This window comes from Clostridium tertium, assembly GCF_902652255.1.
Lineage (GTDB): Bacteria > Bacillota > Clostridia > Clostridiales > Clostridiaceae > Clostridium > Clostridium tertium_A.
On sequence record NZ_CACRTO010000034.1, the window covers coordinates 1 to 16,085 of the forward strand.

The 16,085-nt window shown below is 28.9% G+C and carries 12 protein-coding genes; 4 read left to right on the plus strand and 8 right to left on the minus strand.

From position 1 onward, the window contains the following. Positions 1–172 (minus strand): hypothetical protein (locus GPX08_RS11950; RefSeq protein ID WP_156626467.1); only part of this gene is annotated, 172 nt, incomplete at its 3' end. Positions 173–210: 38 nt separating this feature from the next. On the opposite strand from GPX08_RS11950, the gene GPX08_RS11955 reads away from it, so the two are divergent. Continuing rightward, positions 211–780 carry a sigma-70 family RNA polymerase sigma factor gene (locus GPX08_RS11955; RefSeq protein WP_156627033.1) on the plus strand — a complete coding sequence of 190 codons (570 nt, stop codon included), beginning with the start codon at positions 211–213 and terminating at the stop codon, positions 778–780. A gap of 188 nt (positions 781–968) precedes the next feature. On the opposite strand, the gene GPX08_RS11960 is transcribed toward GPX08_RS11955, so the two are convergent. Beyond that, complete coding sequence (locus GPX08_RS11960; RefSeq protein WP_156627071.1) at positions 969–1,526, minus strand: sigma-70 family RNA polymerase sigma factor; 558 nt, start codon at positions 1,524–1,526, stop codon at positions 969–971. Positions 1,527–1,789: 263 nt separating this feature from the next. Between GPX08_RS11960 and GPX08_RS11965 the strand changes: the two genes are divergently transcribed. Further along, complete coding sequence (locus GPX08_RS11965) at positions 1,790–2,635, plus strand: Cof-type HAD-IIB family hydrolase (protein ID WP_156627034.1); 846 nt, start codon at positions 1,790–1,792, stop codon at positions 2,633–2,635. Positions 2,636–2,847: 212 nt separating this feature from the next. Beyond that, on the plus strand, positions 2,848–3,360 hold the full coding sequence (locus GPX08_RS11970; RefSeq protein WP_156627035.1) for a transferase: 513 nt from the start codon (positions 2,848–2,850) through the stop codon (positions 3,358–3,360). A gap of 30 nt (positions 3,361–3,390) precedes the next feature. On the opposite strand, the gene GPX08_RS11975 is transcribed toward GPX08_RS11970, so the two are convergent. Further along, positions 3,391–4,707, minus strand: a complete 1,317-nt coding sequence (locus GPX08_RS11975; RefSeq protein WP_156627036.1) for a nucleotide sugar dehydrogenase — start codon at positions 4,705–4,707, stop codon at positions 3,391–3,393. Between the two features lie 250 nt (positions 4,708–4,957). Then, on the minus strand, positions 4,958–6,139 hold the full coding sequence (locus GPX08_RS11980) for an aminotransferase class V-fold PLP-dependent enzyme (protein WP_156627037.1): 1,182 nt from the start codon (positions 6,137–6,139) through the stop codon (positions 4,958–4,960). Positions 6,140–6,287: 148 nt separating this feature from the next. Here GPX08_RS11980 and GPX08_RS11985 point away from each other — a divergent pair, with 148 nt between their 5' ends. After that, positions 6,288–7,532, plus strand: coding sequence for a hypothetical protein (locus tag GPX08_RS11985; RefSeq protein WP_156627038.1), 1,245 nt, complete (start codon positions 6,288–6,290; stop codon positions 7,530–7,532). Positions 7,533–7,555: 23 nt separating this feature from the next. Here the strand turns inward: GPX08_RS11985 and GPX08_RS11990 are convergent, their stop codons facing one another. The 4 genes from GPX08_RS11990 to GPX08_RS12005 all read right to left on the minus strand — a co-directional run bounded on the left by GPX08_RS11990 (position 7,556) and on the right by GPX08_RS12005 (position 15,929). Continuing rightward, positions 7,556–8,737, minus strand: coding sequence for an aminotransferase class I/II-fold pyridoxal phosphate-dependent enzyme (locus GPX08_RS11990; protein ID WP_156627039.1), 1,182 nt, complete (start codon positions 8,735–8,737; stop codon positions 7,556–7,558). Positions 8,738–8,837: 100 nt separating this feature from the next. Then, the gene (locus tag GPX08_RS11995; protein ID WP_156627040.1) at positions 8,838–10,544 is read right to left on the minus strand and encodes a hypothetical protein; all 1,707 of its coding nucleotides are present in this window, start codon (positions 10,542–10,544) and stop codon (positions 8,838–8,840) included. Between the two features lie 211 nt (positions 10,545–10,755). Further along, positions 10,756–13,755: a hypothetical protein gene (locus GPX08_RS12000; RefSeq protein ID WP_156627041.1), complete on the minus strand. Its 3,000-nt coding sequence runs from the start codon at positions 13,753–13,755 to the stop codon at positions 10,756–10,758. Positions 13,756–14,333: 578 nt separating this feature from the next. Then, positions 14,334–15,929 carry a peptide chain release factor 3 gene (locus GPX08_RS12005; protein ID WP_156627042.1) on the minus strand — a complete coding sequence of 532 codons (1,596 nt, stop codon included), beginning with the start codon at positions 15,927–15,929 and terminating at the stop codon, positions 14,334–14,336. Between the last annotated feature and the right edge of the window lie 156 nt (positions 15,930–16,085).

A 16,085-nucleotide genomic window follows, 5' to 3' on the forward strand; every position in this document is an offset into this window, starting at 1 on the left:
GATACTTTTGTTTAGCCTGCTTATTAAAACCAAACTTATATAGTTTATCAGAATGACAGCGTGGGCATTTTATATTAGTCTTGTTCATTGTTCTTCTCTCCTTTTCTAAGGGGGTATTATTTAGTTTCGCAAACCTATTGTATTTCCTTTGGTTGAGAAGAGCAATGTTCATATAACTTAACAGATCGGAAAAAAATATGAGGTGATATTATGGAAGAATTAATAATAAGAGCTAAAAGTGGAGATATAGATGCTAAAAATGAAATTATAAATTCCTTTTCTCCGTTGATTATAAATGAATCAAAAAAAGTTTTTATTAAAAATAGGTCATATGAAGATCTTATTCAGATAGGAATTACAAATTTACTTCATGCTATTAAACTATTTGATTTATCTAGGGTTCCTAAAAGTTTTACTGCATATGTAGCTTATAGTATTAAAAACTGCTATAGAGCCCTAATTAGAAAAGAAGCTAGATTTAATGATGAACTTAGTATAGATATTGTTAATGATGATTCTGATAGAAGCTTTGCTGATGCTTTAATTGATACAGGTTTTTCTTTAGAGGATGTTGCAATAAATAATATCCTAACATCTAAACTAAAAGAGGCTTTAAAGACTTTAGATAATGAAGAACTAGGTATTATTAGATTTCTATATATAGAAAATTCCTCCCCTAATTTAAGTAAATACGCTAGAGCCAATGAAAAAGACTACTATTACTGCAGCTGTCTAAAAAAGCGAACCCTTTCAAAACTAAAGTCCTTAATATTAGAATAAAATCTTGTGCTTAAATATCAAAAAAATGAATCATACTAATGCGGATGGATTACATTAAACTATACTTCAAAACTAATAATAAATATCGTTATTAAATACTAAAACGCTCAATATTATTATGTGAATACCGACTTGGAGCTGGCGACGGAGGATTGAACATAATAATATTGTGCGTTTTTATCTATTTATCACATATTCTTAAGATTCTTTTTTAGCTTTTCTAGGATCTTGTCTTTCTTGTATCTTACTTTATGATATTCTATATTATTATCTTTTGAGTATTTCATTAACGTAATATTATCTACATATATTGCCTTAAGTAAAGCTCTTTCCTCTTCTTCTAAAAGGCTTATTTCTTTTTTAAGAATTTCTATATCTTCAGCTTTTATATAATCTTCAATTATATTAGTTTTTTCATCTGTAATTTCTTTTATATCTATTATCATTGCAATTTCATTAGATTCTTTATGTCTATAATATTGTTTTTCAGCCTTTGTAATTTCCTTATATATATCATTTCGTATTATTTCTTTAGCATAGCTTGAAAATCCATTAATTAATTCAATATTACATCCCTTCACTGCTTTTATTATGGAAAGTATTGCAATTTGCTTTATATCCTCCTTATCATATCCTTTTATATAAAAGCTAATCATTGTATTATAAACTAATGGTTCATGTCTCTTTATTATTTCTTCCAAAGCATTATTGTCACCCTCTTTAGCTTTGATCACTAATTCTTTAATATCTATCATAATCATCCTTCAGTAAGGCCTATACCCTACTATCCTCCCTTTCATAAATTTATATTTTATTTACCTTTTATTTTTTATATAATTTTTCCTTATTTATATTATAGCAAACACACGTTCTATTCGCTACCCCTATTTTGAATTTTTTTACATATTTTACTGATAATTAATTTCAATATAATTTTTATTTTTTCGATTTTTGGCTTATACTATTTATAGGGAAATTTTAAGTCTTTTCCCTTAAGGAGGTAGAGGCATTGAAAAAAAATATTAAATTAGTTTGTATAGACATGGATGGGACTTTATTAAATAGTGATCATGAAGTGAGTGAAAGAAATAAAGAAACCTTAAAGAAGGCTAGGGAGCTTGGAGTTAACGTAGCTATTACTACTGGAAGATTATTTTGCTCTGCAAGATATTATTCTGACTTAATTGGAATAAATACTCCAGTTATTGCTTCTAATGGATCTTATATTAAAAACAAATATGATGATATTGCAATTTTAGAAAATCCTATGCCAAAGGATGTTGCTATAGAAATTTATAATATTGTTAAAAAGCATGGATTAACTGTTAACTTCAATAGTTGGGATACTTTAATAAGGGAGTACTTTATTCCTGAAACTCATGCTTATTACATTATGAATAAAAACTTACCAGAAGAAAAAAAAGTAAAGTTTTTAGTATGTGAAGATATTATTGCTACTTTAGAAGAGTTTGAAGGAAATATCCTTAAGGGGATAGTCATAGAAGATAGAGAAAATAAAGATGATCTTTGGGCTGCTAAACAAGAACTAAAAGACTTCTTCGGTGATAAGCTTCATGTAGTTAGCTCAGGAGACAATAACTTCGAAGTTATGATGGGTAATTCTTCTAAGGGTAATGCTGTAGCTCATCTTGCAAAGACTTTAGGAATTAAACCTGATGAAGTTATGTGCATAGGAGATTCAGAAAATGATATCTCAATGATTAAATACGCTGGAATTGGTGTTGCCATGGGGAACGCCTTAGATATTGTAAAAGAAGTTGCAGATTATATTACAGACACAAATAATAACTCTGGAGTTGGAAAAGCTATCGAGGAGTTTGTTATTAATGCATAAATTATAATTTATAATTGTTGATGTGATTTGTTCCAAATTAATTAAATTTAAGTTCCAATAAAAAAACTCCCCCAAGGGAGTTTTTTATTAATTCTTAATTTTTTTCTTAATTTTTCATTGTGCGACAGCATCCTTCTTATTATCTTTTTATAGAAAATTTTTCTTCTCAAATATCGCTTTACATAATATAATATTCAAGGGTGATTTAACTAATGAAAAGCGTATATAAAATTTTGTATCTATTTATTGGCAGAAGACTTCCTGAATCGTTTTCCAAAATATCTTTCGGAGCTAAGAGTATTAGATATTTCTTAGTGAAAAATTTTATTACTAGCATTGGTAGTAATGTTAATATAGAAACTAAGGCTACCTTTGATTCTAATATAAGTGTTGGAGATAATTCAGGAATAGGAGTTAATGCCTTTATTCAAGGTCCTACTTCAATAGGGAAATATGTTTTAATGGGCCCTGATGTTCAAATTTACACTAGAAATCATAGATATGATAGGGTTGATATTCCTATGTATCATCAAGGTGAAACAGAAATTGAAGAAGTAAAAATTGGGGATGATGTTTGGATTGGCGCAAGATCTATAATCTTACCTGGAGTACATATTGGCAATGGAGCCGTAATTGGTGCTGGTTCTATAGTAACTAAGGATGTAGAACCTTATGCAATAGTTGGAGGTAATCCAGCAAAAGTGATTAAATACAGACATAAATAAAAGGTGCCTCTAGGCACCTTTTATTATTTATTATAATTTATATATTTTTTCTCTATTGTTTACAACATTCTTAGTAGCATTTCTTGTATCATATACTACCTTAGCTCTATCAACTATTTCTTCATATTCATAAACTGTGTGTCCAGTAGTAATAACTACTATATCTGATTCATCTATTACTTCTTTCCAGTCTACTGAATGATAAGTTTTACCCTTGTACTTAGCTGTTGCACAGAAAGGATCATTAACTATAACTTCTGCACCATTCTTTTCTAATAATTCTATTACTTTAAATGATGGAGATTCTCTATAATCATCTATATCATTCTTATAAGCTAATCCCATAACTAAAACTTTTGCGCCATTTAATGCTTTCTTATGCTTATTTAATATCTTCATGATATTTTCTAAAACAAAGTCTGGCATCTTATCATTTATCATTCCTGAAGTTTCAATAAGTTGAGTATGGTAATCATATTCCTTAGCCTTCCATTCTAAGTAGAAAGGATCTAGAGGGATACAGTGTCCACCAAGTCCTGGACCTGGATAGAATGGCATAAATCCATATGGTTTAGTTTTAGCAGCATCTATAACTTCCCATACATCTATTCCCATTCTGTTACAAAGAATAGCCATTTCATTAGCTAATCCTATATTTATATTTCTAAAAGTATTTTCTAATATCTTTTCCATTTCAGCTACTGCTGGTGAAGAAACTCTATGAATTTCTCCTTCTAATACATTTTCATATAAAGCAGCTGCAACTTCAGTACATTCTTCAGTACATCCACCTACTACCTTTGGAGTGTTTTTTGTATTAAAGTGCTTGTTACCTGGATCTACTCTTTCAGGTGAGAATGCTAAGAAGAAATCTTCTCCACATTTTAATCCACTCTTTTCAAGTATTGGTTTTAATACTTCTTCAGTAGTTCCTGGATAAGTAGTACTTTCAAGAATTACTATCATTCCCTTATGAAGGTATTTTGCAACATTTTCTGTTGATTTTACAACATAAGAAAGATCTGGTTGCTTATATAAATCAAGCGGAGTTGGAACACAAATACATACAGTATCTACATCATTTATAAAACTGAAATCAGTAGTTGCTCTTAATATTCCCTTTTGAGTTAATTCGCTTAGTTCTGTATCTACTACATCACCAATGTAATTTTGGCCTTTATTAACCATTTCTACCTTTTGATCTTGAACATCAAAACCTATAGTTTCGTATCCAGCTTTTGCTTTTTCAACTGCTAAAGGTAATCCAACGTAACCTAACCCAACTACACCAACTTTTGCAGTTTTATTATTAATTTTTTCTAATAATTGATCCTTTAAAACTGACATTGTTTTTCCTCCTAAATTAAAATGAAAAAATGAAGTAATGAAAGAATGAAAAAATGTAGGGGGTTTTGCAATGCAAAACTTATTACTTTATAAATTTTTAAATTCTATAATCTGTTCATTCTTTAATTTTTAATTAAAACATCTAATAAAAATGCTTTCAAAGAAATCATATCCTTAATTCTTTCATTCTTTAATTCTTTAATTCTCTAATTATTTAATTTTTTCATTAATAAAATGCTCGCATTTTATCTTAATTTTTTAATTCTTTAATTATATAATCTACTTGCTCTTTAGTTAACTCTGGATATACTGGAATAGCAAAAGTTCTATGAGATAAATACTCTGAAACTGGCATATCTCCTTCTTTATATCCTAAGTTTTTATAACATTTTTGAAGATGTAATGGTACAGGATAATATACTCCTGTTGCAATTCCAGCTTCTTTTAACTTTTCTAGTACTTCTTCTCTATTTTCTGATTGCAGTACATACATGTGATAAACAGGTTCTACATAATCTCTAGTTACTGGAGTTACTAAATTAGTATTTTGTAATGCCTCATTATAAATTCCAGCTATTTCTCTTCTCTTAGCATTCCAATTATCTATTTCCTTTATTTTAACATTTAAGATAGCTGCTTGAATTGCATCTAACCTTGAATTATATCCTATTAAATAGTTGTAATACTTTAATGGATTATAAACTGTATCGTTAGCATCTTCTGCTTTTTGAACTTCTTCTTCTATATTATTAAGTAAGTTATATGCCTTTTGACCATTTTCTCCACTACCATGAGTCTTAAGTGCTTTTGCTATTATTGCAATATCATCATTATCTGTAACGATCATACCACCATCTCCAGCACAGCCTAAGTTCTTAGTTGGGAAGAATGAAAATACTGCTACATCCGCTAAAGATCCAACGTTTCTTCCTTTATACTTTCCTCCAATTGCTTGGCAAGCATCTTCTATAACTAATAAGTTATGCTTCTTTGCAATTTCATTTATTTCATCCATATCTGCACTTTGACCAAAAATATGAATTGGCATTATAGCCTTAGTCTTAGAAGTTATTTTCTCTTCTATCTTAGTTACATCTATATTAAAAGTATCTTTATTTACATCTACAAATACTGGAGTTCCTCCTACTGCTGATATTGCTTCAGCTGTAGCAAAGAATGTAAATGGAGTTGTTATTACTTCATCTCCTTCTCCTATTCCCATAGCCTTTAATGCTATTACTAATCCATCTGTTCCATTACCTACTGATATAGCATGCTTTACGCCTACATATTCAGCAAATTCTTTTTCAAAATCTATTACAGTTTTGCCCATTATGTAATTAGCTGAAGTTAGAATACCAAGAGTTGCCTCTTTTAATTCCTCTGCTAATGATTCATATTGAGCTTTTAAATCTATTAAAGGTATATTCATTTTTATACGCTCCTTTATGTTTAAAAAACTAACAATACTATTTTACCACAATTATTATCATATACAATAATTTAATTAAATTTCTTAGACTATCTTAACAATAAATGCTAAAATGTAATAAATATTATAATTAAGGAGTTGAATTAACTTGAATAAGTACTTAGAGAATCTTTACAAAATAATCTCTAATAGTTTTTATTTTAAAATATTATATTTATTAGTAAGCTTATCTTATATTACCCTTATTTTTCAAATGCCAATTTTTAAATTTCTAAATAAAATATGTTTAGTATGGGGAGCATTACTATTCTTAATAAACTTTATTCAAATTATTATGAAAAAGCGAAAGATTTATATATATAATATTTTCTTGTATATTTTTTTAGCAGTAACGCTATTTTTTACAATTTATAAATATCCAACTACTCTAAACTTTAAAACTTGGATAATTAATTTACTTATTTTAACTGTAATTTTTTCAATTGATAATTATAAAACTAAAAAAGAGTTAATTAAAGAAATAGATATATACTCATATTTATATCTTGCTTTTACTTTTATTTCTTCAACTATATCAATAATTCTTTTATCATTGAAATTAAATATAGAGAAACTAATAATAAATGCTGATGGAGTTGAAGAATTAATTACTTTTAAGGGTATATTTAATAATGAAAATGCATTTGGTATATCTGCTGCAATTTCAATATTAATTAGTCTATATATGATATCAAAAGCTAGAAATAGCAAGTTAAAAACTTTATTAATTATTAACTCAATAATTCAATTTATTGCATTAATATTTTCTGGAGGCCGAAGTGGATACCTAGCATTACTTTCTCTAGCATTCATTTTTGCATTCATATATATTAAGAATAATATTGTAAGAGCATTATTAATTATCTTACCTATTTTATCTTTAGTATTTATATTTACTTTAGACTCAAGTACACTTCACTATATTTTTACTGGAAGAGAATATATATGGATTGCTGCAATAAGAATCATCAAATTTTCTTTCTTTAGTGGAATAGGAACATCAAATACAATACCTACATTAATTCAAAATCAACCTGCAGATTTAATTGGTGTAACAAAAGGTGGAATCCACAACATATACATGGAAGTTACAACAACAAATGGATTTATTGCAACATTCATGCTAATACTTTTTATTACTTCTGTTATTATATATGGTACACATATAATTTCTAAAATGAAAAGCAGAGAAAAAATTACTTATACTATACTATTAAGTATATTAGTTGCAATTCCTGTTATAAATTTAATGGAAAGTTCTTTAGTGTATATTATAAGCTTTATATCATTAATATATTGGTTTTACGCTGGTCATTTTATATCAATTATGAATATAGAAAAAGATAGGTATTAAGCTATTAGCTTAATACCTATCTTTTATATTTCTTTAACTAATTTAATCAATTCTTCAGCAATGTATTTCACATCTTCTAATTTTAAAGTGCTATATACAGGCAATGATATTTCATTAGCATATTGTGCATATGCATTTGGATAATCTTCAATCTTATATCCTAAATTCTTATATAATGTAAACATTGGTAGTGGCTTAAAGTGAACATTAGTTGAAATTCCTTTTTCAGCTAACTTTTGAATAAGTATATTTCTTTTTTCTTCATTAAAGCCTTTTATTCTTAAAGGATATATGTGATATGAGCTTTCAGTTCCTTCACCATATTCCGTAACTGGTATTATAGAAAAATCTTCTTTTTCTAATATTCTTGTATAAGTATTAAATATCTCTTTTCTATACTTTAACATATCTTCATATCTTGTTAATTGAACTCTACCAATAGCAGCATTTATATCAGTCATATTACATTTGAAGCCATCTGTAATTATGTCATATTCCCAAGCTCCTGCCTTCATCTTAGATAAAGCATCTTTTGATTGACCATGAAGTGAAGTAAACTTAAGATCTTGATATAAGTTTTCTCTTCCATTGAAGTTATTGTTATTAAATGTTAATGCTCCACCTTCAGCAGTAGTAAAATTCTTTACTGCATGGAATGAAAAACTATGGAAATCACATTGAGCTCCTACCCTTTTCCCTTTATATTTTGCACCAAAGGCATGAGCTGAGTCTACTAAAATTATTATATCTTCTCTATTTTTTTCTTTCAAAACAGCTTTTATTCTATCATAATCACAAGGAACTCCTGCAAAGTCTACAGGCATAATCACTTTAGTTCTATCAGTAATTAACTCTCCAATTTTATCATAATCTATGAAGAAACTATCCTTTGCAACATCACAAAAAATAGGTTTTATTCCTCTGTGTACCGCAACACTTGCAGTAGCTGTATATGTGTAAGGAGTTGTTATTATTTCATCCCCCTCTTTTATATCTAAGACTTTTAATATTAGTTCCATAGCTGCTGTTGCACTATTTAAAGCTACTGCTTTATTAGCATCACAATAATCAGCTAATTCTTCCTCGAATTTAGCTAATGTAGGTCCAGATGTTATCCATCCTGATCTTAAAACTTCTACTACCGCATTTATTTCTGCTTCAGTTATATCTGGAGGAGAAAAAGGTATCTTTTTTACGTTATCCATTATTTTCAACCCTTTCAGACTATTATATTCCTGTTCTTTATTCCAATTATATATTTCTAAATAGCAAAATTCAAGTTTATATATTTTTATGATATATAATTTACCATCTTACTTCATAAGAATGTGTTCCTTCCTTTATCTCTATCTCATTATCAGCAAACTTACGATATTTTTTTCCATCTATAAATACCTTTGATATTTTCCCAAATCCTATTGAATCTAAATTAATTATTCCTTCTCCTGTTACTTCTTTTAATTTAAGAGTTTTATTTTTTAAATCCATACTTACTAAATCAGTATCCCAAATAGGTATATCATCAACTAATCCTAAAACATTTGGCTCTTGATTAAACTCCCAATTTATTTTAACGTCACCTTCTATTTGTATACTATTGTATAATAAGTAAGAGGGCAGATAAGTTATTTGACTCATCCAATGTGACTTTGAATAGTTTTCTTCTAATCCATAAGGCTCTATAGTTTCAATCTTATCAATATACCCTATAGGAATTTCTTCTCCATTAGATTTATGCCTTTCAAGAAAAGTTTCTATTAATTCATCTGATATATTTCTATACTCATCATTTCCTGTAACATTACTAAGCATATTATATCCTAATGGAAATTGTATTACTGCGTATCCTAATTGAGAGTCACTATTTACATTTAAATAATTGCCTGCATTATCTAAAGCATGTGGCACCATACTATTTTTAATTCCAAATCTATTTATTAGAATGTTATCTGCATTTTCTATACATTTATCTAGTATTTCCTTATTATCTATTAACTTACTTGCTTCTATTAATGTTGCTGTAAATAATCCATGCATGGTTTCAATCATAGGAGTACTTGAAGTTTCACCTTTAGTAGTATTAAGATATCTAAAGGCTCCCCCATTTATTGATTCATCCCAAATTCCATCAACTAATGCTGGTGTATATACTTTTAATATATCCATGATTTTATCATCCTCTGTTAGGTTATAAGCAAGCATTAAGGTTCTTATATAAACGCCTCCCATATCATCATATCTAAAATCATTATATGGGTACAATCTACTACCTGCCTGATCATATAATACATCCCAAGATTCAGGGATTAAATTTGTTTCACTATCTCTTCTTTCCCAAATTGAATTTAATATATCTAAGGCTTTCTCTTTATATTGAATTTTTTCTGGTAGAAATTTATATGCAATTAGCAAAGCCTGTGCAGACTTTAAAGTATAGTTACTAAATTGACTTTCATATCCATAATCCTTATCATTTATTGGTTCTCCAGTTATAGAATTTACTTTAGCCCACACTAAATTATTATCTTCATTAATAAAATTATTAATGATTCCATCAGCCAGTCTTTCCATTAAATCAATATACTCATCATCCACCATTGCTATATATGAAATCATATATAACACGCTAGCTTGATCTACCGCTGTACTTATATTATCACTTTTATAAAAGTTAACTACACCTATATCTGATGTATTTTCCGATACATATTCAGCTCCTTCCTTAGCATATTTTAAATATTTTTCATCTTTAGTAGCCATAAATATTGAAATAAACTTGAGAGAATTAATATAATATTCAGTTTCTGTTCTTTTACCAATCATTACGTCATTTTTAATTTCTTCTAATCCAGCAATGGAATAATCTACTGCTTTTACACCATTTAGATAACTTATACTTTCTTCTTCCTCTGAAAATGAAGCTTTTGTATAGCTTAAACATCCATTAAATATTATTATACTAATCATAACTAACATAATAATAACAATAACTCTCTTGTTAATAACCCTCATACCCTAATACCACCTTCCATAATATATAAGTATATTATATATTATTTAACATAATTGTTATATACTTATTATTATTCCAATTATTTCTAATAGAATAGATTTATTATCTGCATTATAGAAAAAAGAAGGTTGTAAACAAATTTGCTTACAACCTTCTTTTTTCTATAAAATTTCATTAATATTTAAATTTATATATTAAATATTCTTTATGCTATTGAGTTCTACTTAAAAGCTCTCTTAAATTATTTACAGCATTCTTAGGTACTACACCACCAACTTGTACTATTGTATTAGTTGTCATTCTATCTAATACAACTTTTTGAGTATAAGTAAGTTGATGTTCAGCAAGAACTATAGGTGATCCATTTGACGCTGCTACCGGTCCTGCAGTTAATGCATCTGCTAATTCTAACCCTTCAGTAATATATACTTTATTAGTAGTAGTTCCATAGAACTTTTCAATTACTTTAGCATTGGTATCATATCTATTAGCTCCACCTATTCTATTATTAGCTATATTTTGCTTAGTCATAGAGTTTATTTTATTTAAAATATTATTACTTAATACAGTTGTACCTCCAATTAAGTAAGCATTATTTAAACCCTCTGACTTTAACCAACTATTTACATTGCCTGGTATGCTGTTATATTCAACTAATATAATAGGCATATTGTCTCTTCCTGAAACTGGTGCAATAGATAACGCATCTGCTTCTCCATATCCATTTGCAATTACTACATTATTCACATCATAAAAATTAGAATCAATATATTTTGCAACTTGAAGAGAAGTTTCATATCTATCTCTTCCACCTAATCTAGTTATTTTGCTAACACCTAAATTATATAATTGCTTTTCTATAGATTGATTTACTACAGTTGTTCCACCAACTATTATTATTTTTTTTGCTCCTAATCTTTTTATCTCATTTTGAGTAACTGACGGAATTGAGTCCTTCTCAACAAGAAGCAATGGTGCTTTTAAATAGCTTGCCATAGGTGTTGCTGTTAATCCATCTGGAATTGCATAACCATTAGCAATTACTATTGTCTCAGCTGAGTTAAAGCTACTCTTACTTAATTCAACAGCTGTAGCATATCTATTAATACCAGATTTAACTTCTACTGGAGGAGTATATACATTTACTAATGATATATCCTTAGCTTCTATATATCCTTTATCACCCCAGTTATAATTACCATGATACTTATTTCCTGGGCCTCCACCTGCTACTGGAGTATTCCTTTCAGGATAAATCTCATAATAACTCTTACCATTTATAGTTACTTTTTGCATATTAGAAATAACAAATGGAGTATTAATATATGCACCATATTGATTAGTATCATTAGTTACATTATATAATAGAGTACCATTTTTCTTAATAACTTTATTAGTTGATTTAGCCATACCAATTTGCTTAGAGTTAGTATCCTTTAAGTTAGATATTCCACCTGATAATGTCTTATCTATTAAATAAGCATATCCAGCTGCTTTTTCTCCCCAGAATGGATCTGAAGCATATTTTACATTGGCACCTCTATTTTTATTTCCTAGGAAACCACCAAAATATCTCCAATCTGCTGGATCAGAATACCCTCTTGAAATCCAATTTTTCGCAAAATCTATAACTGAATCTTTTGGAGTCGCAAAGCTATCTGCAGATTGACCTGGTGAAGAATCTACTGCATTTAATCCAAATAAGTTATTTTTATTTTTAGCTATTTCAGAATTTCCAAAACCTGTTTCATTAATAGATACTCCTAAAGCTAATAAAGCATTGACTCCATAAAGTCTTTCTGCATCTTTAAATGCTTGTCCTAAATTTTTCAATTTAGAGCCACTTCCAAAGCTTGGATAAGTATCTATAAATTTATTTAAATCTGCTGCAGAGTAAATTGTTTGACTTCTAAATGGAAGGTTTAAATAATATAAATAAAAAGCATTGTTTTTATTTACAGCATTATTCCTTACACCTGCTTTATAATCATTAATAAGCTTGTTTAATGTGCTTTCAATACTACTTTGATTCTTATAGTCATATTGATAGAAATATTGTCCATCATAACTTAAGTATCTAACACCTTCTTTTAAATAGCTTGGTGCCTTTCCAATAGTTTTAGAAAAACCTGATGATCCTAACATATCATAACTAATAAAGTGTACTAACTCTCCACCCTTTACTGTATAATAACTTGGGTTTTTAACTTGCTTCAATGGTACTATTACCATATCGTAAGTTCCTGATGCTTTATTATTATTAATCCATCCAGTAAGTCCATTAACCATTATCTTAGCAGCATTTCCACTTACATCTAACACTGGAGCATCTTCAATAAATCCTTGATTTATATATGTTATAGAATTTTTTAATGAAGCATCAGAGTAAATATTAACATTTCCAGCAGAATTAACATTATTAACATATCTTAAAATTCTAGCCATTTGGTTTGTAGTATATACTACTTGTCCATATGAGTTTATTACTGCTGGTTGCTGAGTAGATTTTAGTTTGCTTTCTGGAATACTTTTTGCTTCATTAACAGCTTGAGACATATCATCATAAGCATTTAAGAATTCATAACTTCCGTCAGCGTTAGCTATAGTTAATTCATACTCCTTATCTGTCATAGGAACAAGAACCTCTAAATTTTCAACAACTTCTTGCTTTAATCTAAATTCTTCTCTATCTTCCTCAATTGTATAAGGGACAACACTCCTTGCCATTGGATTATAAGCTTTTCTTTTAGAGTATGTTTTCCCTTTTAATGTTTCTTCCTCACTAACCTTCTTCTCGTCTACATTAGTAGTATTGTTATTACTCTTTTCTTCTGATGAAGTATTATTCTTTTCTTCTACTTTAGCCTCTTCTGGATTAGTTTTTGATGAAGTATCGTCCTTCTTTTCTTCTACTTCTTCTTCATTTTTCACCTCTCCAGTGTTGGTTTCCTCAGTATTTTCCTTCTTTTCTTCCGTAGATTGATTATTAACCTTTTCATCGGTTTTTGAAGTGTCTGCTGTTTCTTCCACCTTCGTAGATTGTCCGTTTTCCTCCACTTTTGTAGATTGTCCGTTTTCCTCTGTTATAGCTGTTGATTCGACTTTACTCTTTGGTAAATTATTTGTAACAGCATTTACAGTCACGTTCGGAAGTATAAATGCTACTAAAAGTAATTGTGCAACTATCTTCTTTATCTTCTTTGATATCAACCTTATCCCTCCTTTCACTATATAGATTAACAATATACCAGTACAATTTCAACAATCATATTGTAAATAAATATAATTTTCAACAGAAATTTCTGTATTTTTATGTATCTATCTGTATTTTTTGTATTTTTTTAAGTTTAATATTTATATTATATTATATCTAGTATTATATCTTTCTTAAAACACAATAAATCTTCCATATATTATTTAAAGTTTTAAAATGCGAAGCATTTTAATATGAAAAAATGGAGATAATGAAAGAATGAAAAAATGAAGGAAGAGGTTTTGCTATGCAAAACCTCCTTTGTTTTAAAGATTACCTAAAAAAAATCTGTAAAGATTTTTTATATGCATTCTTTCATTCTTTAATTTTTTCATTCTTCCATTAATAAAACGCCTCGCATTTTACTACTAATTTTTCGCTATTTAAAACTCCGTCAGGAGTTTTTTCCTTTAGTAGCATTGAGTTTACAAAATAAAACAATTCAAGTAGTATATAACATATTGTGTGTGAGCCGACTTGGAGTTTACGAGGTCGGCTGAGCATAATATGCTATATACTACTGCATATTTTATGACTAATCTTCGCTCTTACCTACTCCAGATAGTACTAAGCCCTTATTGTGATCTAGAGCCCAGCTTATACCCCAGTCATTTTGGAATATTATAATGTTTCTATCCTTAAAGTCCTTAACCTTCTTCGCATCAGAAGTTAAGTTTAACTTTTCCATATCTATATCTTTATTTTCTATCCATCTTACATATCTAAATGGAAGTCTATCCATCTTTATATCAACGTTGTATTCATTCTTTAGTCTGTATTCTAGAACTTCAAATTGAAGTACACCAACAACTCCAACTATTATTTCTTCCATTCCTACAAATGATTCTTTAAATACTTGGATTGCTCCTTCTTGAGCTATTTGAGTAACACCTTTTACGAATTGTTTTCTCTTCATGGAGTCTACTGGTCTAACTCTTGCAAAGTGTTCTGGCGCGAAGGTTGGAATTCCTTCAAATTTAAATTTCTTAGATGGAGCACATAAAGTATCTCCTATTGAGAATATACCTGGGTCAAATACCCCAATTATATCTCCTGCATATGCTTCTTCAACTATTTCTCTATCTTGAGCCATAAATTGTTGTGGTTGAGAAAGTTTAATCTTCTTACCACCTTGCATATGATAAACATCTGCACCTTTTTCAAATTTCCCTGAACAAATTCTCATAAATGCAATTCTATCTCTATGAGCCTTATTCATATTAGCTTGAATCTTAAATACAAAAGCTGAGAAATTATTATCAAAAGGATCTATTTCTCCAATACTTGAGTTTCTTGGAAGTGGTGCTGAAGTCATTTCTAAGAAATGCTCTAAGAATGGCTCTACACCAAAGTTAGTTAAAGCTGATCCAAAGAATACTGGTGTTAATTCTCCAGATTTAACTTTTTCTATATCTAACTCATCTCCAGCTATATCTAATAGTTCAATATCTTCCATTAACTTATCATGAAGAGCTTCCCCTAGAATTTCTCTAAATCTTGGATCATCTACTGCTCCTTCAATTGCATCTACTGCACTTTGACCATGGTTTCCAGCTGAGAAAGCAATAATTCTATTATTATCTCTTTCATAAACACCTTTAAATTCCTTACCTGAACCAATTGGCCAGTTCATAGGGTATGTCTTTATTCCAAGTTCATTTTCAATTTCTTCTAATAATTCAAATGGATCCTTAGCTTCTCTATCTAACTTATTTATAAATGTAAAGATAGGCATTTCTCTAAGGGATGCAACATGGAATAGTTTTCTAGTTTGATCTTCTATACCTTTTGCTCCATCTACTACCATAACTGCGCTATCTGCAGCCATAAGTGTTCTATATGTATCTTCGGAGAAATCTTGGTGACCTGGTGTATCTAATATATTTATACAATGTCCTCTATAATTAAATTGCATTACTGATGAAGTAACTGAAATACCTCTTTGTTTTTCTATTTCCATCCAGTCAGATACTGCATGAGCTGAAGCCTTTCTTGCCTTTACTGATCCTGCAAGTCTAATAGCTCCTCCATATAATAGGAACTTTTCTGTTAATGTAGTCTTACCTGCATCCGGGTGAGATATGATAGCAAAGGTTCTTCTCTTTTCTATTTCACTTATATAATCTGCCAACGGCTTTTCCTCCTTAAATCAAAATTGACGTTACTTTAGTTAAATCTCTATTTCTCTAGTTATTCATTATACCCTAAAGTTAGTAAATTTAAAATGTATTTTTTTATTCTATAGATTTAGTATTAGTTCAAGAGCTTGTTAATAATATGCTAAGTT